Genomic DNA, 19,564 nt, shown 5'->3' with positions numbered 1-19,564 from the left:
GTCAAAGACGAAGAACAGAAGCTGGTCGAACTCGCTTACAGAGCAAGGAAAAAAGCGAATGGCCAAGCCAAATCCTGTTCATTCCGCTGTCAACGGCGGTCGGGGGAAGCATGGAAGAAGCGCGCGGTGTTGCGGGCGACCATCCCGCGAAAGAGGCGTTGATAGACGTTTCCATAGAGGCGTGGCGCTTTGCCCGCGTATTCGGTCGGTTGCTTGGAAAGCTCGAAGTAAGCGAGACCCCACGCTACGCCAACCAATCCCGCTATTTCCTCAAAAAGATCGATGATGGTCTCAACGCGTGTGGCCTGCGCATTGTCACCCTTGAGGGGCAACCCTACGATCCTGGCATGGCAGTCTCTGCCTTGAACATTGCCGACTTCGGCCCCAACGATTTCTTGGTCGTCGACCAGATGGTCGAACCCGTTGTCATGGGTCCCGATGGCCTAGTGCGCAGCGGAACTGTAATGCTTGTGAAGGCGGGACGTCCATGAAGAACTACATCGGGATCGACCTCGGAACGACCAACAGCGCGATCTGCGCCTATGATGGCGAGAGCCTGCGCCTATTCAAGAGCCCTGACCAGAATGACGTCACGCCGTCGGCCATCTTCATCGACAAGCGCAACAACAAATATGTAGGCAAGCGCGCGTACGACAACGCAGCGCGCAATCCAGAGAATGCGGCCACCTTGTTCAAACGGTTGATGGGCACCAGCACACCGATTCGCTTGCCTGCGGTCGACGTGACTATGACACCGGAGGAGTGCTCTGCCGAAATTCTGCGTGTGCTCTTCGGTTACCTGCCTGAAGAAACTCGCAACAAACCTGACACCGGAACCGTAATCACCGTTCCCGCTGCATTCAACCAGATGCAAAAGGAAGCGACAATGGCCGCGGCGGAAATGGCCGGACTGGGAAAGGTCGCCCTAATGCAAGAGCCGGTCGCCGCGGTCATGAGCGTTATGCGTCACCGCACAGGTGATGGAATGTTCTTGGTCTACGACCTAGGCGGCGGGACACTGGACATTGCCATTGCTGAGAGCATCAGTGGGCGAGTCAGTCTGCTTTCCCACAGTGGTATTGCCATGTGTGGCGGCAGAGACTTCGACCGCCTTCTTCTCGACAACGTCGTGAAGCCTTGGCTTCTGGAGCACTTCGATTTACCAGAAGACTTCTCGACCGACAAGCGCTACACGACCCTGCGCTACATGGCCACCTGGGCGGCTGAGAAGGCAAAGATCGAATTGTCCTCGAGCGATGAGGCGGTGGTAACACTCGACGACAGCGAGCTGCGAGTGCGCGACGCATCCGGGAACGACATCTACCTTGACATAGCCGTGACCCGGCATCGGTTCGAAGAATTAATTGCAGGAAAGGTTAACGAATCTGTCGACGCGGCACGTGAAGCAATGGACAAAGCAGGATTGAGCCCCCACGACATTGGGCGCGTGGTGTTCGTAGGGGGCCCGACTCAATACAAGCCGCTTCGAGATAAGGTGGCCGTCGAACTTGGCATCGCGGCGTCCACCGACGTCAACCCGATGACAGCCGTGGCCGAGGGTGCATCTGTGTTCGCGGAATCCATCGACTGGGTTAGCCAAAACCGAGGCCGCAAAAGCGGGCGAGGCGCTCTGGCAGCTGGAGGTGAGCTAGATCTGGCCTTTAACTATCAGGCACGCACACCGGACTCAAAGGCCAAGGTGATTGCCAAGCTCAGCGGCAAGGCCGCGGACAGCACCGCATTCCAAATTGATAGCCTCGATACCGGATGGTCTTCCGGCCGCATCGCCCTCAAAGACGGGGCAACGGTCGAGATTCCATTGGCCAAACCTGGTGAGAATCTGTTCAAGGTGTTCGTATTTGACGCCGCCGGCGGACCTGTGCGGATGAGCGAGGACAAGATCACCATCTCGCGCACTGCAGCGCAGATCGACGCAATCCCGGCCTCTCATTCAATTGGCATGGAGGCGCGAGAGAAGATCGGCGGGCGTCTCGTCCTCGACTATTTGGTCCAGGAAGGCGACCAACTGCCGATAAGCGGCAAGAAGACCTTCAAAGCTGACGAGTCCCTGCGCGCCGGTGCCGCAAGCTCAATCAAATTCAAATTATGGGAAGGTTCAATTGAGGATCCTGTATCGGACAATCGGTTCATCGGCATGTTCGAGATCAAGGGATCGGACTTCGCCACTGGCGTAATCGCCAAGGGCGCAGAACTACAATGTGAATACGAGATGCTCGACTCGGGCAACATCGTTCTCGAGGTCACGGTGCCCTCTATCGGCAGCTCATTCCACAGCGGCCGGAATTTCTATTCGCGACAAGAAGGGCAAATCGACTACACCAAGGCGGCCAAGCGCATCGGCGAAGAGTCTGAGCGCGTCGGAAGCCGGCTCCACGAGATCGCTCAACAAGTTGACGATTCACGCCTCAACTTGGCACGCGAGCGGCTGGAACGGGCGGCGACAATAGAGGATGGCGAACACGATCCAGAAACCGCAAAACAAGCGATGGACGACATCCAGGAGGCAAAGAAGCTACTGGCCAAGGCGCGAAAGGATCACCTCAAAGTCATCCGGCGGATGGAGCTCGACAAGGCAGTCGAATTCTTCGACTCGCGTATCCGGCAGTTTGCACGGCCTGCAGAATCTGGATCTTTTGACAACCTCGCCAAGACGGCGCAGCGTGCGATTGACAATAATAGCGCCGATTTCGAGTCGCACCTTGATGAAATGCACGGAAGGTTCTTTTCGATCCTCTGGCGCCAGGACTGGTTCATCATCGACCGCTTCAAATGGCTCTCGGAAGACGCATTTCTGTTTCCTGACGCCACCGAGCACGAGGAACTCTGCCGGGTCGGACGACAAGCCCTGCAAGCTAGTGACATCGACAAGTTGCGTCAGGTGGTAGGCCACCTCGACTCGATACGCGTCGGCACGTCTAGAGAGGACGACATGGTCGCTGGATCGAACATCCTAGTGGGCTGATCGTGGCGCTCGAAAGCTGGCTGCCAATTGGATATGAACTGCCGGACGGGGCTCGCTGCGGGAGGCCGCGGCACACAGATTTCAACTGGCAAATCGTAGAGACTCAGGGTGCCGGATATGCCCTGATCGTGAGAGAAAACCTATTTGCCAAGTGGGCAGCCTCGGGGCTGGCTGATGTCGGCGACTTCCACCGTTTCAGGTTCGGATCCGAAATCTACCGCGAGGTTTCTTGCGGCCCGAGCCAAATGCTCGCTCCGCTGTCCGACTGCCGCTCGCCTGCGAATACGAGCGAGGCCCTAGCGTTCGCGACGGCCCTGAGAGAAACGCGCATGATCGATCCGGACAGTCCGCTTCAGGACGCGATCTACGTCGAAAAATTCAGCCGACTACTGCCCACTTACGGGATCACTTCGCACACGGATGACGACATGGTGCTCGGCTACTGGCTGACGGGCGGTGCCCGCGTCTCCACCAAATCGTTTCGACGCTTACAGCAGATGCTCACGTGGTTGGGTACCACGCATCTGTACGAAATTATCCTGACGGCGGGGCTCGATGCCACCGACGACCCTAGCGCCGAAGCGGCCGATGATTCTCGCGCTCTGGATTCGGACGAGCGCGGCACGACGTTTCTGCACCAGACGGACGCCCACGGGGGCGACTCGAAGCGACGGCCGACGATCGACTCGGGCAAGCCGTTCGCGCTGCCTGGGCGCGTGGAGTTGGAGGCATTTTTCAGCGAACACATAGTCGACATCGTCCGACACAAGGAGCGCTATCAGGCGCTTGGCATCGGATTTCCTTCGGCGACCGTCCTATACGGGCCGCCCGGATGCGGGAAGACCTTCGCGGTCGAACAGCTAGTCGAGTTTCTCGGGTGGCCGTGCTTCCAGATCGACGCTTCCACAGTCGCGAGCCCTTTCATCCACGAAACCAGCCGCAAGGTTTCCGAGATGTTTGAGAAAGCGATGCGGAGCGCACCGTCGGTGCTGGTGATCGACGAGATGGAGGCATTCTTGGCCGATCGGGAGACTGGTGCGGGAAGCCACCACCGAGTCGAGGAAGTTGCCGAATTCCTGCGGCGAATCCCAGAGGCTGCCAACAACGAGGTCCTCATCATTGCGATGACCAATCGCGTAGAGATGATCGACCCCGCAATTATGCGTCGTGGCCGTTTCGACCATGTCATCGCGGTTAGCTATCCAGACGAGACCGAAGTAGCGGCATTACTCACCAAGTTGCTGGCCACTCTACCGAAGGACCGAACAGTTGATCCGGTGCCATTGGCCCAAAAGCTCGCCGGGCGGCCACTCTCAGACGTTGCGTTCGTGGTTCGCGAAGCTGCACGGCTTTCCGCCCGCGCCGGCGCCAGTCGTCTCGGGCAAGAGTCCCTTCTCGCAGCACTTGAGTCCGCACCGTCCCGGACTGAACAAGGCTCCGGTCGACGCATCGGGTTTGTCTGACGGGAAGGTGCCTTCTCGAACGCTGCGGAGAAATATCGCAAAGGCCAAAACGTCCTCCTCGACCAACGTCTGTCCAAACTAGACCTCGGGAGACGCAAGTCGTAAGCGACCTAGTTCAGAACTCGAGCCAATGATCGATAAGTTCAGTGCAATGGCCAGCATCTGCAATACGCGCCGTGGTGAATCCTAATTCGAACCGTGGTGCAACAAGGCGAGATCGAAATGAGTAAGAACACGACCGACACGGCCCTGCATCGAAATCCCTTTTACGTCCTCGGCGTCACCACACGTGACGACCGCCGAAAAATAGTCGCAATGGCTGAAGAACGGTCTCTACATCTCGACAGTGACGTCTGCCAAATAGCGCGCTCCACACTCACCAATCCTAGGATGAGGCTTTCGGCCGAGATGGCGTGGATGCCAGGAGTCGCGCCGCGAATCGTCGAGAGCTTGATGCAAAGCCTCTCCGACAATCCGCAAGCCATTCGGTCCGAGCAAGGGCTGCCTAGCCTGGCGAGAGCGAACCTGATGGCAACTGCCTGCGAACTCTTCGCCGACGACGAATCGGTTTTGCCCTTGGCCAGATTCATTCGCGATTTCGCCGCGGTGGTTGAAACGATCGATCTTGAAGAGGTCCTGCGTGATGTCAACGAGGACCGCAGCATCTCCGGGTTTCCTGAGGTGCAAACAGCCGAATTGGTCGAGGAAGAATTATCTGAACGTCGCAAAACCTACCGTTTGGCTCTCAGGAACTTACTGGACACGATGGAGCCGACCAAACTGATCGAAACCTTGTCGACTGCAGTGAACCTCGCGACAGCCAAGGGAAACTCGCACGGCCCCACTCTACTCGACGACTTAGTTGACAGCTACGAGGTTGAGGCGCAGGGACTCTTGCAAAAAGAGGCAGAAACCCTGCTTATCGTCATCGAAAATGCACGTCAAGCTGCGCCGCGCGGTGCACATGCGGTCGACGCGGCTCTCGATCGGCTTGAGAAGATTGCACGCAACTGGTATCGATTCACGAAGCCGATCCAGACTAGCGCGAAATCCCGCGGCATCGTTCATCAACCGAGCCAGGATCTCGCGTATGCGCTGAGAGGCGTTGGGGTCATGCTAAATAACGAACACAGTATGCTTGACCAAGCCGACCGGATAACTCGACTACTACGCGAGCTATTTGCAGAGCTGCCCGAGGTTGCAGAGAGAGCTCAGGAAGACTCCGAAGTGATTCGTAGGCTGCGGTTGCAGGCGGAGGAGCGCGACCGAGATAACGAGCAGTGGGCGCGCGACATTACCTTCTGCGCAGAGGTTGGTCTAATTTTCAAAGACGAGTTGGCGATCTCGCCGCAAGGCATACGCTACAACGGGCGCTCTATTCCACTCAACTCGATTACGCGAGTTCGCTGGGGGGGAGTGCGTCGATCAGTGAACGGAATTCCTACTGGAACAGACTACACAATTGCCATCGGCAACAACGATTCCGAGCAAGTCATCAAACTACGCAAGGAAACAACCTACTCGGGGTTTGTCGCCGCGCTTTGGCGTGCCGTCTGTGTCCGCCTTGTCCTAGAGATGATCGCCGCTCTCGAAAAGGGCCAATCATTTGCCTTTGGGGATTTCGTAGTCGAAGACGACGCTGTGACTTTATTTCGCCATAAATTCTTTGGATCGAGTGAACGGGTGCGACTTAACTGGCACGAGGTCCGTGTTTGGAGCGCGGATGGTCGATTTTATATTGGCACCCCCACCCGGAAAGAGGTCTATGGATCGGCGTCTTACATCCACATCTGTAACACGCACATCATCGAGCACATCATTCGTGGGGGATTCGAAAAAGGCATTCATAAATTAAGTGACTACGTTAAGGGATGATCGGCCATGGCGAATGAAAAAAGTAAGAAGGGATTCGCAGGACTCGAATCGATGGCATCCGATATCACGACTCCCCCAATCTCCCCTACTAGTCCGCCCTCACCGGAACGAAGCGGTACTCAACAAGCCGGCGAGTCAGCACCCATCTACGCAGGAGCACGGCAGCGTACTTCCGGACCCAATGGTTCTGCGAAATGGTGGGCCATCGGAATTGGTTTGCTAGTGCTGTTCGCATTGCTTCTGAATTCTCATACTTCACCTCAGTCGCCTCCAATGCAGGGCATCGAGGCCAACCAAACATCATCAAGTGGTTTCGAAACTCCGAATTCATCTCCTTCCGATACGCCAGAGCAAAAAATCGCTTCTAACGAAGAAAACGTTCCGCCTGCCGGGAAGGGATTAATACTCGACCGCTCACAGATTCGCTATTGCCTTTCACATAAGATACGGTTGGAAGCGTGGGACGGGCAAGTAATCCAAACTTCGGAGATCTCCGTGAACGCGTTCAACGTGGCAATAGCGGACTACAATTCCCGATGTTCAAATTTTCGCTATTACGTCAGCGAGTTCGAGCGTGTCCGCGCCGAAGTCGAGGCAAACCGCCCGGCCCTGACACAGCAGGGCTTTTCCAAGGCCGCCGCGGCAAATCAATACTTTTCCAATATGCAAAATGCACCGGCAGTCAAAACTAGCTTTGACTGCGCGAAAGCCCGTTCGGATGCGGAGCATCTAATTTGCAGCGACGCTCAGCTAGCGGCGGAAGATGTCGAACTCGCAAGCCTCTTTGCCGATGCCAAGGCAGTGGTTCGGGACCGAGCCGCATTCAGGGAGCGCGCGAGGCAGCAATGGAACTATCGTGAGCGCAACTGTCACGACCGGCTTTGCCTAGGTCAATGGTATGCAAATCAGCGGCAGTGGCTGACGACAGTCGTAGAAAGCCAGGGAATGATGAATGCACCCGGTGAAAATGATTGATGTTGCACGAACTCGATAGAACAGTCGCTTACCCCTTCGAGAAACGGCGGCATCGACCGCTTTCGTGTCCTCGTTGTTTTCCTCTTGCGCCCGTGGTTCGTGGCAAAAAAATCGGAGCCGTGCACCGGCAGGCTCCGAAGGAAGAAATGATCGAGTGGGCAGTCACGAAATCTCCGCCCCTTGGCATTTCTGCCGATTCGTGCCTGTCTTCGCTTACTCGGCAGCGCGACAAGCACTTCCGAGCTCACTGGCGAAAGCCAACGCGCCACCAATATCGAGATGTGTCGACGCGAACGCACGCCGCCTCACTTTTTCAGGTAGCGCCCAATCCCATTTCTCTTGCTCGAGATTTTCGATTTTCCCGAGCGAATCCAGGGCCGTCGGTTCATCCCATTCACTGATCCGCCTAAAGACGTCGACTAGGCGGTTCGCGTTTGCGTTGATAACGCTGACCACCACACCACCGTTGAAGGCATCGATTTTGTGGGCCTTGAGCAGCAAGACGAGTGTGTCGTTAATCCAGTCACCGCGCCAAGTAGCGATGTGCACTGCTGCTCCTTCCTGTACGAACCTAGCAGAAGCCAACGAGGCATCGGCATAGTACCGACGTGCCTCTTGCAGCAGTTCACGACCTCGTGCGTCCAGAGTGAGTTCCGCCTGGTCACTTGCAAGAACGCGCCGCATTTCGCGCCGAACTTCGTCGTGAACCATTGCACCGTTGCCGTCAAATTGCGGCGGAGCACCACCGTGGTCAGGCAGCACATAGATGGACTTGTTTTCCTGATCTACTTCCTGGACGCGCCAGCGCCTCCCAGCAAAAATCAGCCCCTGTCCGATTGTCAGTGGATGTGCAACTGGCAGGCTCCCGAGCTGGCGCCCTTTGGCAATCAGTCGGAACTCCTCGTCAGTCGCAAACGCGGTATAGAATTCATAGTGGTTGACCAACTTCTCGCCTGCCTCTCCGTGCAGCAGCAGGCCGTTCGACGACTGCACAATGAGGTCGAGCTTGCCAAGATGAAGCAGAATCTCCGTGAATGTCTGCTTATCGATCGCGTCGAACGTGCCGCTCGCAATCAGGCTGCTCCATAGATATCCTGCAGTGCACCCACCGCGTTCAGCGATGATTGAAAGAATCTGTTGTACGAGAGTCGATGCATGGAGGCCGCCGATTCGTGGTGGCTCAAACCATTTCCGCATCAGCAGATGCACCATAGCGACCGACTGAATCAGACCTTCGCGTATCCTGTCCGAAAAGTCGGACTGTCGTGTTAGATCGGACTCGATACAGTAGCCACGCAGGATGGACGGTTCTCCTTTGCGGCGGCCGGATCGACCTAGACGCTGACGCAGGCTCGCCACCGAGGGCGGCGCTCCAATCTGCACAATGCTCTTCACTGAGCCAATATCGATTCCGAGTTCGAGTGTAGTCGTGCAAATGGCGCTAGCCGGTCTTGCACCTTCCTTCAGAGCTCGCTCGGTATCCTCTCGTAGTTCCTTCGAAAGGCTTCCGTGGTGAGGCCAGAATTCGTTGGGATACCCGTCGCGCTCGCACGCGCGGCGCAAAAGATCCGCGTACGTTTCCACCTGTCTGCGGCTGTTCGGAAATATGAGATTGTTAGAACCGCGCAACGACGCATAAAGCTGATTCGCAACGTCAACGGTACTTCCTGGGAGCGCATCCTCAAGCTCCGGACTTTCGAGATCAGGTTCGCGCTCTACGCGTGGCGGTCGGTGCACGAAGCCCTTGATTAAGACCTTCAGCTCCTGAGTAGTACTTTTTGACTCAATGATGCTAATCGCCGACTCTCCACTCGGACGCAAGAACCGCGCGGCGAGCTGCATGTCCCCGAGGGTCGCCGATAGGCCGACACGTGGCACTGTATGGCCACATGCACGTTCAACGCGATACATCAAGGACTGAAGCTGCTTTCCTCGCTCGGAGCCGATAAAAGCGTGCAATTCGTCGACAACGATGTAGCGCAGAGAAGCGAATGTCGCCTCCATGGACGACCCGCGGTTGACGAACATCGCTTCTAGGGATTCGGGTGTTATCAGAAGAACGCCCGTCGGATTCTTGAAAAATCGCTGCTTCTTACTGCTGGAAACATCACCGTGCCATCCGACAACGGAGATCTCTAGCTCCTCGCAAAGGCTATCCAGCCGAGACCACTGGTCGTTGATGAGAGCCTTAAGGGGACTGACGTAAAGAACTGATCCACTGCACGGAGACTCGCGCAGCAGGTTTGACAAGATCGGCAAAAATGCCGCTTCAGTCTTCCCAGCCGCGGTTTGAGCCGCAATGATGATGTCTCGGTCGGCATTGATTAGCGCAGGCACCGCACGCTCCTGCGCGTCGCGCAACTCGGTCCACCCTTCTCTCCAGATCCACCGGCGAATCCTTTCGTCGAGAAGGTCAAAGCTCCTCGAGTCAGCCGAGGCGGAAGGTTGCGAATTCATCGTCACCCTCGGTCGCTACATCGCTCATGCCGCCCGTGTCTTTCTCGACTTCGAGCGCTCCGATCAGTTGCTGCCATTCAGCAGCTGGATTCTGTTCGAGTACGGCCAGGAGATTGATGAAGGCGGTAATCGTTGTTCGTGGGGTGCGAAAATATTGGTCGCCGAGACGCATCGCGCAATGCGCCATGAAAGCGGGAATCGCTTCTGCCGGCAGTTGCGCCTTTGCCTCGTCGCCGAAAGCATGTACGAGGCGAATTTTGTCCAGCAGAACATAGAAGTCTTCAGGCGTGAGACTGGCAAGCCGAATGACCGGACCTGTGTAATCGACGAACCCGCTCGTTGCGAACGTGTTTTCAGCGAGTCGCGACTGGAGTGCCGTATAGCTATAGAGCCCTCGTTTCGAGTCCAACAGAAATTCAGGCGTGCCGCCGAGGACGAATCCCAGCCCTTCAGCAGATCCCTGAAGCGAGTCGTTCAGAATCCGCAGGATTTGTTCGTAGTTCGCGTTACGAGCCTGAACGTTCGCGAGCTTGTAAAGATTCACCAGTTCATCGAGGCACACTAGAAGCCCGCTGTACCCTGCAAGTCTTACGAAGCGTGCCATTAGCTTAAGTTGGTCGTAGACCGACGCGTCGTCGATGATAGTGCGTACGCCGAGCGCGGCACGAGCATCCGTCTTCGTAGTGAACTCACCTCTCAACCAACGAACGGCATCACCCTTGAGCTGCTCATTCCCCTCTTCGAACCCACGGCAATATGCGGCGATGACGTCAGCGAAATCATATCCGTTGACCATCTCTGTCAACTGGTTGAGTTGGGCTCGAATAACTTCTTCGCTCGTTCGACCGGCCGCCTTCGCTTCCGTTTTCGCTTGACCGATGAATTTCTCGACGATGGCCGCCATGGCACCGCCATCAGCTTTCGTACGTGTCGAAATGTTCTTGGCTAGTTCGGCGTACAACGAGCGCGCCTGTCCGCCCGATGCATGCAACCGGCGGTCGGGATTCAGATCTGCGTGAACCGTGACAAGTTTTTTCTCTAGGGCAATAGCCCGTACCAGATTCAGGAAAAACGTCTTGCCGGCACCGTACTCACCGATCACCACGCGGAAGCTCGATCCACCGTCGGCGACGCGGGCGATGTCCTGAATCAAGGCATCGAGTGGAACGGCCCCCTGAATCTCCGGACACAGTCTCCCGCTTAAACTAACGGGTAGGCATAGGACTGTGTTTTTGACTAACACCAGGCAGGAAGTGATGGATGTGTTGACGGGCCCGGAGCGTCGGCGGCGCTGGACGGCGGAGCAAAAGCTGGCGATGGTTCGCGAGAGTTTCGAGCCGGGGAAGTCGGTTTCGATGGTCGCGCGCCAGCACGGCGTGAACCCGAACCAACTGTTCCACTGGCGCAAGCTGTACCAGGACGGGAGCCTGTCAGCGGTCAAGGCTGGCGAGGAAGTGGTTCCGGCATCGGAACTGGCCGACGCGCTCAAGCAGATTCGCGAGCTGCAACGGATGCTCGGCAAGAAGACCATGGAGAACGAGATTCTCCGCGAAGCAGTCGAGTATGGCCGAGCAAAAAAATGGATAGCGCACTCGCCCTCGCTGCCGGAGGACGACCAGTGAAACTGGTTTGTGAAGTTCTCGGCGTGTCGCGCTCGAACGTATCGGCACGACTGTCGCGTCCGGCGACGTGGCGCGATGGCCGTCAATCGAGGCAGACCGACGATGCGAGCGTAGTCGAAGAAATCCGCCGTGTCGTCGGCGAATTGCCCAGCTATGGCTATCGCCGGGTTTGGGGCACGTTGCGCAACGAGCGTGTTGCCGTTGGGCTGGTGCCGTTCAATGCCAAGCGCATCTATCGCGTCATGCGTACGCACGGGCTGCTGATGCAGCGCCGACCGATTCCACCTCGGCCGCAACGTCGCCATGACGGCAAGGTGGCTGTCGGTCGCAGCAATCAGCGATGGTGCTCCGACGGCTTCGAGTTTCGCTGCGACAACGGCGAGCCGCTGCGCGTAACGTTCGCGCTGGACTGCTGTGACCGCGAGGCGATGAGCTGGGCGGCCACGACGGCAGGCCATAGCGGCGACATCGTGCGCGACGTGATGCTGGCTGCGGTGGAAAATCGCTTCGGCAATGCGTTGCATACGCCATCCGAAATCGAGTGGTTGAGCGACAACGGTTCGGGCTACACGGCCGACGACACGCGCCGGTTTGCGATGGACATAGGCCTGAAGCCGTTGACCACGCCGGTGTGCAGCCCGCAAAGTAACGGCATGGCAGAGAGCTTCGTGAAAACCATGAAGCGCGATTACGTCGCCTTCATGCCGAAGCCGGACGCGGCGACCGCTGCACACAATCTGGCTATCGCGTTCGAGCATTACAACGAGAAGCATCCCCATAGCGCGCTGAAATACCGCTCGCCTCGCGAGTTCCGGCGCTCGATGGATTCAGCAACCTTAGTGTGAAGCTGTGTCCGGGATTACAGGGTCAATTCCATCGAGTTCTTTCTGACGCCCCACCTGAATCAGGTGTTGTCCGATTCGCGGAACGACGCCCGCGCGGAGTGACTGAAGAACCGCATCGCGGTCCTTGGGACGAATTGTTGTCATGCTGCTAACCGTTGTGCAAGTTCCTGATTAATTTCGATTGGGTCGTCCCCGTCAATGAGAGGTTCGTCCCAGTGATCGAGCGCAGCCTCATTGACCTGTTCAATGGCTCCATCTAGCATCATGTCGAGGTCAGAAGCGGCATCGACCAACTCCGCGCGCACCCATTTCGGCCTCGTCAGCAGCAGCCGAAGGAACGTTGAGTGAGCGTCGTCCATCCCGAGCAAGCTAAAGGATTCTGGTTTCGTTACCTGGGCGGCAGCATGCTCCGAAACTGGCTGAGCGCCTGAACCCTCGTCGGCAAACACGTCGGCCAACATTGCAGAAACCTTTGCAGTCTCCTTTTGGAGCGCTTCGATTCGAGCCGAATCAAGTGTGAAGGCCGGCTGCGACGACACAACCTTCAACATAGGAGCGTTGGTGTGCGCTTGTGATTGACTTGGAGAACCAACGACAGCATTACCGTGGAGATCACAATATAGCCGCTGCGGATCGAGTCCAAGCGTCTGGTACACTTTTTCAAGCAGTTTGACTTCTGCCGGCGACACGACGCCGTCCGCGTTTGCGGTCTGGATCAGCAGCGTTGCAAGGGAATGCTTCGCGTCCACCGACAGTGGCTCAAGCCGCTTTTTGAGGCTTGTCAAAGTCGGCGGTTGTGCGATTTGCACCTGCACACGTGCTTTGAGCCGATCCTGCTGACGTGGGGCCATCTGCGACCACGATTCAATCTGTCGGTAGATGAGCGCAATTTCGGGCTCCGTCGCCGCCCCATCAGCCATCGCGATCGAAGCAGCCATGTCCACCATCAGCGCTAGCGTGAGATATGTCTCGTCCGCCAGGTTTGTGGAATTGCTAGGTGGCGTCGTATACAACGCCACAAAATCCGTGTTCTTGGGTGTTCGCCCCGAAATTCGCACATCCGGCTCCATTGCTACGCCGGCTTCTCCAAGCACGCGAGCGAGGGTCGCCAGCTTGTCACGCGTGAGGTTCCCTGCTGCCTTGAACCGCTCAAACAGATTTCCGAAAGTTGTCACGAGGGTACTACTAGCGACTGACGTGACGAGCGTTTCGAGTTCGAGTCGCGCGCTCTCCTGCCAAAGCTCAACGGGGAGTAGAAGGGTGCTTTCCAGCGTACCCTCTGCGTCTGGGTTCCGCCCCAAAAATCTGCTGTAAGCATCCAGTGCATCAGTGCACTCGTACACCAACTCCTGAAGCTTGTTTCTCGGCCCGGTCACGGCCGTGAGATCGGGCAACGAGGTAATGTAGTCCGGATATTCAATTTCGCGGAGCGCGTAGAACGATGTGTACGCAGGTGAACGAAGCTTCGTCTTGTTTAGGGGTAGTCTCATCCCCTCGCGATACTTCTCGGCATACTTCTGCTCGAACAACTGACGGAATTCGCGGGCACAACGGGTCACCGGCGTACGCTTGTTGACAGCACCGTCACCCAATACCCACGCGAGTGCCCACTCGACAGGAACGGGAGCTTTGTCCACCGACGCCTGGCCAAACGCTACGCGTATGCTAAGTGGCACTTCGAATGTGTTGCTGATTGGGCCTGGCTTCTGCTCATACTGCCGCCTGGGATGCACCGAATGTACGGAGATGAACTCGAGCAGATTGTCGACAGCGCCCGTGGAAAGCGTGTTTGAATATAAAGTTTTCAGACGCTGCAACTCAGTCGCGATAGCGTCGAACTCCCCCTTTTCGACGCGCCCCTGCATCCCATCCACGAGAACGCGACGTTCGAGCCCGGAGAGATAGAACTGTACGAAACCTCGATGCAACTTCGGATCTGACCGGTCGGATGCCAGCCACTGGATATATGTTCGTCGATGTGCAGCCGAAAACGAGTTGTAACTCAACCAGTAATCTTCCGGCCCAACCGAGCTTTCACTCCCTTTCGCTGCCACGTTCGAATTCGGAACAACGGCGCAAGCATCGAGGCCCTGGTACCCCTCGCCCCGTCGCGGCGTACCAAGAAAGAACATACCTCCGGTAATCGTCGTTCCGGCGATGTCTACCGCCTCACCTCGGTTGATCCAGCGAACTTCTGGAGAAGTCTCGACGCTCGGAGGCGCGATGCGATAGGATGAGCTAGTTGAATCAGACGACAGAGTTACTGTCAAAAAATCCTCGCTCTGCTCTGACCGGGACTCTAATGTAGCTTTTGGCATAACGTCCGCCGGCCTAACAGATTGCGACTCCGTCGAGCTTGTGCTCACGGAGTTCGTTGTCGTTGGCAATTCCTTTTTCTTCGTAAGGGCGGAAATGCTCACACAGATAAGGGAGAACACGAATGCAACCGTCCAGCTCCCTTTCGGGGCCACAACGATAGCAATCAATAGTGCCACGATGAGCACACCCAGCCCGGCACCCGATTTTTTTGCCTTGCGGCTCATAGATTTGGTCTCTCGCTTCTTCGAACTCCGCCGCCGCTTGCCGCCGGCCGGTCAGGCAGTCCAATTAGACGAATATATTACGCTGGAATATTCGTCCTCGGACATCGCGTTCGCAATCATGCGGCGGCCTCTTTTCGCAGATTTCCATCTCCGCGATGAACGGCTCTGCACGCACTAGAAAGCGATGAGGCTCACGCCGAATCGGAACTGCTACCACGCGTCGGTTCGAGAGGGTTCGCCTATCTATCGAGCTCCGGCCGGCAGATCCCGGCAGGCACAACGAGCACAATGCTAATACCACGAGCCGCCGCTATCACGCGAAACGCAGCATCGAAACTTGCCGTGGTCATCCCGTAGGGCATTGTCGTGCGCGCTGAAGCGGCAGCTTGGGCGACTGTTGACCGCATTAGGCTGGGCGTTCCGTACTCCAGCCCGCGCCCCGCACAATCGGACGGTATACCGTCCGACGGGAACTGGCGTACTCGGCTCTTAAATCCCTATAGTTACTATAGGCTTTCTGGCGCCAGTGTTAATTATGTCAAGTATTAGGGATCTTCGTTGTCCCGTGGCTCGCGCTCGCGGACATTCCTGTTTGCGCGCTACGGGCAACTCGTCGGCGGCGATGTCGATGGAGTTGACCCTGTAATGCCGCGACGCGCATGTGCAAGTGTTCAATCCGGGCGCCCTGACCACGTGGTTCGCAGGCGCGTTCGCGGAACTCACGCCGAACTAGGCGACCCGGTTCGCCGAAACGCTGTCGGCGCCGGCCACCTTCGTCGAGTCGCGGCTCGCTGCTCGGCACCGCGAAGCGGACCTGGTTCGTGCGGAACACGTGACGGCCCGTGAAAGATGGCTGCCTCATCGATCGCAATGCGCCCATTGGTGCGTCGAAAGAAATCACCGGCCACTTCGCGCTCTACTGCTAGATACGGACGTTTAGTCATCGGCACAACACCACTGACGCTATGGGAATGATACCCAGTAGACCCGGTGATGGCATTGGAGGTGACCTGATGGGCGACGGTAGCGTCACGCTCTACACTTTGTGGCCAATGGATGGGCAAGTCCACCTCGAAGAAACCTCCAACTAGAGGGCACGCCTTGAAGATTCGATGCACCGTGACGCAACCGCGCGCAACTGCGCCTGTCATCTCGGCTGCACTGCGTTAGACCGGCCACTTCGTTCCAACAACATCAGGCCCCTTCCAAACCACTGGAGAAAAAAACTCTACAAACTGGCGAGCCTAAGTGTGTTTATTGAATCTCACGTCTGCGGCATATTGACGTCAAGCGGATGAAACAATCTTTCCTGATTCTTCCGCAATGCCAAGACGAGGAAAATGATGGACCGCTGGACTCAACTGCAGTTGTTCGTTCTAACAGCCGACCTTGGTAGTCTGTCGAAGGCCGCGGAACAGTTGGATATGTCCAACGCTGCGGCGAGTCGCACACTGAGCGCGCTCGAGGAGCGCCTTGGTACTCGCTTGATCGAACGTACTACTCGCCGTATGTGGCTGACAGATGCGGGGCGCGAGTACCATCGACGGTGTACTGTCGTCCTTGCCGAATTGACGGAAGCGGATTCAATCGCATCAGAGGAAGCGCTTAATCCTCGAGGCGTATTGCGCGTCACAAGCTCCGTTTCCTTTGCGATGATGCATATCGCGCCTGCCCTGCCGGAATTCCTGCAACGTTACCCCAACATGTCCGTTCAGATTGTCGCGGCGAACCAATATCGGAACTTCATAGAAGCAGGGATCGACATCGCTATCCGGACAAAAGAACACGAAGGTGACTCGGGAATTACGATTCGTCGTCTCGCGGAAACTAGGCGGGTACTCGCAGCATCGCCGTCGTACCTTGCCGCACATGGACGGCCGGAAACGCCCCACGATCTGGAGCGGCACAACATGCTCGTATACAGTCTGGCAGCAGATCCGTATTCCCTTCATCTGCGTCGAGGCACGGAAGAGTGCAACGTCTCGATAACAAGCACTCTGGACTCGAATGAAGGTCAGGTAATCGTTGCTGCGGGCCATGCCGGCTTAGGCATTGTCGTCCAGCCGCTCTACATCATTCACGACGACATCGTGTCTGGACGACTCATTCCTGTTCTCGAGGACTGGCAGCTACCGCGTCTGGCAATCAATCTCGCCTATCAGAGCCGACTGCATCACCCTGCAAAAATCCGGGTATTTGCTGACTTTCTCATCGAACGCGTCAAAAGACTCAAGCTCGAACAGCGCTGGCTGACGTTTGCCGCGTGATACGGGCAGGATGAGCTATGGAATATGCGAACACTGTCCGACGCATCACCACTGCGGGGCATCAATGTGGCGCCTATGATCCTGTACAAGTGGTATGACTCGCAATACGCCCTCTTACGAAGCATCCACTAACGCGACAATTGCCGTGTCGGAAGTTGCTCAGGAGGCGGATCTATTGTGGAAATGTGACGATGCGAACGCACTCCGGGGCCGACGCCCTCCTCAATCGGGTCAATGATGTAATCGGAGAAGGTCATCGTGAACCGGAAATCAGGATGCTCCCGGCCGATCTTAAGAAAGATCGAAACACAGTACACGTCGACCGAACGCCGCGGCCATATCCATGCGCACGCGGTCTATCTACTGGTCGTTGCTACCCCTGTCCCAACGCAGCTTCGGTGGATGAAATTTCCTCCCGCGAGGCCGAGCACCGAGCCGTCGACGGCTCGACAGAGCTCCCATCGTCAGCCTCGCGTGGAGTTCATCGCCAGCAAAGCGAACGCTGAGGAATACGCACCGTGCCATCTCTCTACGTCCGATTCAAGCTCACTCCCACGACCAAACCCCTGTTCGTGCCGCATCTCAACGAACTGATGCGAGCGATGGCCGAAGAACCATCGTTCGTGAGTGCAGTGCTCAGCGAAGACCGCGACGCGGCGGACGAACTGGTTCTCTTCGAAATGTGGAGTGGCTTATTCAGCAGCCACAGGAGCCGTATCAAGCCGTCTACGACAGTACGACTAGGACCTCAATGCCGAGAAGGAGGTACGGTTTTCTAGCCCGTTTTCACTCGGAACAGGTAGAGTCGATTCCCATGAACTGACAAAGGGAGTCCAATTCCCGTGTCCGCCGGGCTCCGTCAGAACGCACAACACGCGGCAAGAAAAACGCGTCTCAAGCCGCCTGTGGAAACGCCTTTGAACGTTCCGAGTAGCGATCTTACCTCTTTGTTCGGAGGCTTAGAGACGGCTCGTAAGCGCGTCGAAGCCGGGCATCACGCAACGTCCACGGTGTTGGAATTGAACTTACTGTATCCCTCACCCCGTACGCGGCAGACTATAGCCCAAGGCTCATGAATGCTGAATCGTCCGGTCCGCGCCCCGCACTATCGCCGCCATGCAAGCCGTCTACGTAGTCAGCCTACCCAGTCGGCTCGACGCAGCTACCGCGTCGTCGATGATCTCATCGAATATGGCCTCGACCTTCCTGACCTCGTCGGCAAAGACCGCGGCATGGCCATAGTCGATCATGCCCTTGCGCGTGTCGCCTGTCACGTAAGCATTGTGCGCGAGTGCGCCCATGACGTGGGGACGGAACTGCTCGAAATCGGTCACCTGCGCGCGATCGAGTTCCATGACCGCCTCGGCACTCTCATTGCGCAGAACGCGATGGTGATCGCGAATCGCAGACTTGACAACGACGCTTTCGCTGCCGTTGCCCGCCACCACCTTCGCCTTGACCTCAGGATGGATCCACAACTCTTCGGCAACCATCATGCGCGTACCCATGGTGACCGCGTCGGCGCCCATCGCAAGCACGCCGGCAAGCTGCCGACCGGTACCGATGCCGCCACCAATCACAACAGGTAACGCGATTTCCCGCGGTGCCTGCGCGGCCTGCACGATGCTGCCGATCTGATAAATACCGGGATGGCCGCCACATTCATTGCCAACGACAATTACGCCGTCGACACCCATCCGCACCGCCGTATGCGCATAGCGCACAGCGGCCACCTTGTGCAAAACCTTGATGCCCGCCTCCTTTAGCGGCGGTATGACTCCTTCCGGTATCGCACCGGACGTCTCGACGCAGGCAATCTTCTCTTCGATCAGAATGCGGATCTGTTGCTCGACTCGCTCCACTCCGCCCGCTTGCCGCGAGATGTAGAGATTGACGCCGAAGTTCTTCGCACCGGCCAGTTCGCGGCAGGTGCGCAATTCGTTGCGAAATTCGTCGGGATCCGGAAAGCCGGCACCGACAATGAAACCCATACCGCCCGCATTGACGACCGCCGCGACATACCGTGCGTCGGACACACGAGGCCCGAGACCGCCGCAAAGAAGCGGGTGGCGAATGCCGAGCAGATCGGTGATTCGCGTCTTGAACATCTGAGGGCGCATGATGCAGCTTCCTCCTACCGGTCGATTACAATTTACCTGAGTGGATGTTCAACCCGACAAGGGTCGACGTAAACGGCTACTCCTACCCACATTCTCGTTGATATTGAACATGTGTTCAACTGAAATCTCCATCGACTCCGGACAAAGTGCCATCGCAAATCGATCGAAGGGTTCCGACGTCGGGCGACGGCACACCCGTTTGCGGGCCTACGTGCCGTAAGGGGACCGTTGGTATTTGCTTGTATGAGTTGAACGGAGTCCTTTCGCACATATGAGCCCGACGTGCAACGCCTTGGCCATCCTGTAGAGAGCGGATCGCCGCGAGTCGATGCCAGTGCTATCATGTCTTGGAGAACGTGAGAACGTGTTGACTTCGAGTTCGCTGATTTCGTGCGACACCCGTCGGACGCCAGG

12 protein-coding genes and 1 pseudogene are annotated in these 19,564 nt (G+C 57.1%); 8 read left to right on the top strand and 5 right to left on the bottom strand.

The window, feature by feature from the left end; genetic code table 11:
• Positions 1 to 110 precede the first annotated feature (110 nt).
• From CUJ89_RS07955 to CUJ89_RS37645, 5 genes are all read left to right on the top strand, one after another.
• Positions 111 to 491: a hypothetical protein gene (locus CUJ89_RS07955; RefSeq protein WP_113047419.1), complete on the top strand. Its 381-nt coding sequence runs from the start codon at positions 111 to 113 to the stop codon at positions 489 to 491.
• Entirely contained in the window at positions 488 to 2,983 is a 2,496-nt protein-coding gene (locus tag CUJ89_RS07950; protein WP_114176844.1) for an Hsp70 family protein, read from the top strand. The genes CUJ89_RS07955 and CUJ89_RS07950 overlap by 4 nt, the downstream gene beginning before the upstream one ends.
• Before the next feature lie 2 nt (positions 2,984 to 2,985).
• Complete coding sequence (locus CUJ89_RS07945) at positions 2,986 to 4,446, top strand: ATP-binding protein (protein WP_114176843.1); 1,461 nt, start codon at positions 2,986 to 2,988, stop codon at positions 4,444 to 4,446.
• Between the two features lie 222 nt (positions 4,447 to 4,668).
• On the top strand, positions 4,669 to 6,321 hold the full coding sequence (locus CUJ89_RS07940) for a hypothetical protein (RefSeq protein WP_114178538.1): 1,653 nt from the start codon (positions 4,669 to 4,671) through the stop codon (positions 6,319 to 6,321).
• Positions 6,322 to 6,327: 6 nt separating this feature from the next.
• Positions 6,328 to 7,296: a lysozyme inhibitor LprI family protein gene (locus CUJ89_RS37645; RefSeq protein WP_152036599.1), complete on the top strand. Its 969-nt coding sequence runs from the start codon at positions 6,328 to 6,330 to the stop codon at positions 7,294 to 7,296.
• 213 nt (positions 7,297 to 7,509) lie between these two features.
• On the opposite strand, the gene CUJ89_RS07935 is transcribed toward CUJ89_RS37645, so the two are convergent.
• Together CUJ89_RS07935 and CUJ89_RS07930 are read right to left on the bottom strand one after the other, a co-directional pair.
• The gene (locus CUJ89_RS07935) at positions 7,510 to 9,753 is read right to left on the bottom strand and encodes a DEAD/DEAH box helicase (protein ID WP_114176842.1); all 2,244 of its coding nucleotides are present in this window, start codon (positions 9,751 to 9,753) and stop codon (positions 7,510 to 7,512) included.
• Positions 9,725 to 11,011 carry an ATP-binding protein gene (locus tag CUJ89_RS07930; protein ID WP_415859045.1) on the bottom strand — a complete coding sequence of 429 codons (1,287 nt, stop codon included), beginning with the start codon at positions 11,009 to 11,011 and terminating at the stop codon, positions 9,725 to 9,727. The genes CUJ89_RS07935 and CUJ89_RS07930 overlap by 29 nt, the downstream gene beginning before the upstream one ends.
• On the opposite strand from CUJ89_RS07930, the gene CUJ89_RS07925 reads away from it, so the two are divergent.
• Positions 11,010 to 12,220 (top strand): IS3-like element ISButh2 family transposase gene (locus tag CUJ89_RS07925; protein WP_114176841.1). Its coding sequence is split into 2 segments (ribosomal slippage): positions 11,010 to 11,325 and positions 11,325 to 12,220, totalling 1,212 coding nucleotides; the frame shifts between segments, so codons are not numbered across the junction. The genes CUJ89_RS07930 and CUJ89_RS07925 overlap by 2 nt on opposite strands.
• 24 nt (positions 12,221 to 12,244) lie before the next feature.
• On the opposite strand, the pseudogene CUJ89_RS07920 reads toward CUJ89_RS07925, so the two are convergent.
• Positions 12,245 to 12,364, bottom strand: a pseudogene (locus CUJ89_RS07920) (BREX system ATP-binding domain-containing protein); the annotation flags it as partial.
• Complete coding sequence (locus CUJ89_RS07915; protein ID WP_114176840.1) at positions 12,361 to 14,763, bottom strand: TerB N-terminal domain-containing protein; 2,403 nt, start codon at positions 14,761 to 14,763, stop codon at positions 12,361 to 12,363. The gene CUJ89_RS07915 and the pseudogene CUJ89_RS07920, both read right to left, overlap by 4 nt.
• 1,343 nt (positions 14,764 to 16,106) lie before the next feature.
• On the opposite strand from CUJ89_RS07915, the gene CUJ89_RS07905 reads away from it, so the two are divergent.
• On the top strand, positions 16,107 to 17,030 hold the full coding sequence (locus CUJ89_RS07905) for a LysR family transcriptional regulator (protein WP_114178537.1): 924 nt from the start codon (positions 16,107 to 16,109) through the stop codon (positions 17,028 to 17,030).
• 593 nt (positions 17,031 to 17,623) lie between these two features.
• Complete coding sequence (locus CUJ89_RS39050; protein ID WP_415859044.1) at positions 17,624 to 17,809, top strand: hypothetical protein; 186 nt, start codon at positions 17,624 to 17,626, stop codon at positions 17,807 to 17,809.
• A gap of 348 nt (positions 17,810 to 18,157) precedes the next feature.
• Here the strand turns inward: CUJ89_RS39050 and CUJ89_RS07895 are convergent, their stop codons facing one another.
• Positions 18,158 to 19,150, bottom strand: a complete 993-nt coding sequence (locus CUJ89_RS07895) for an NAD(P)H-dependent flavin oxidoreductase (RefSeq protein WP_114176839.1) — start codon at positions 19,148 to 19,150, stop codon at positions 18,158 to 18,160.
• Positions 19,151 to 19,564: the final 414 nt, after the last annotated feature.

Source organism: Burkholderia pyrrocinia (assembly GCF_003330765.1).
Classification (GTDB): domain Bacteria; phylum Pseudomonadota; class Gammaproteobacteria; order Burkholderiales; family Burkholderiaceae; genus Burkholderia; species Burkholderia pyrrocinia_B.
Note: the sequence above shows the minus strand (reverse complement) of the source record. Positions and strands in the feature narration are given on the sequence as shown.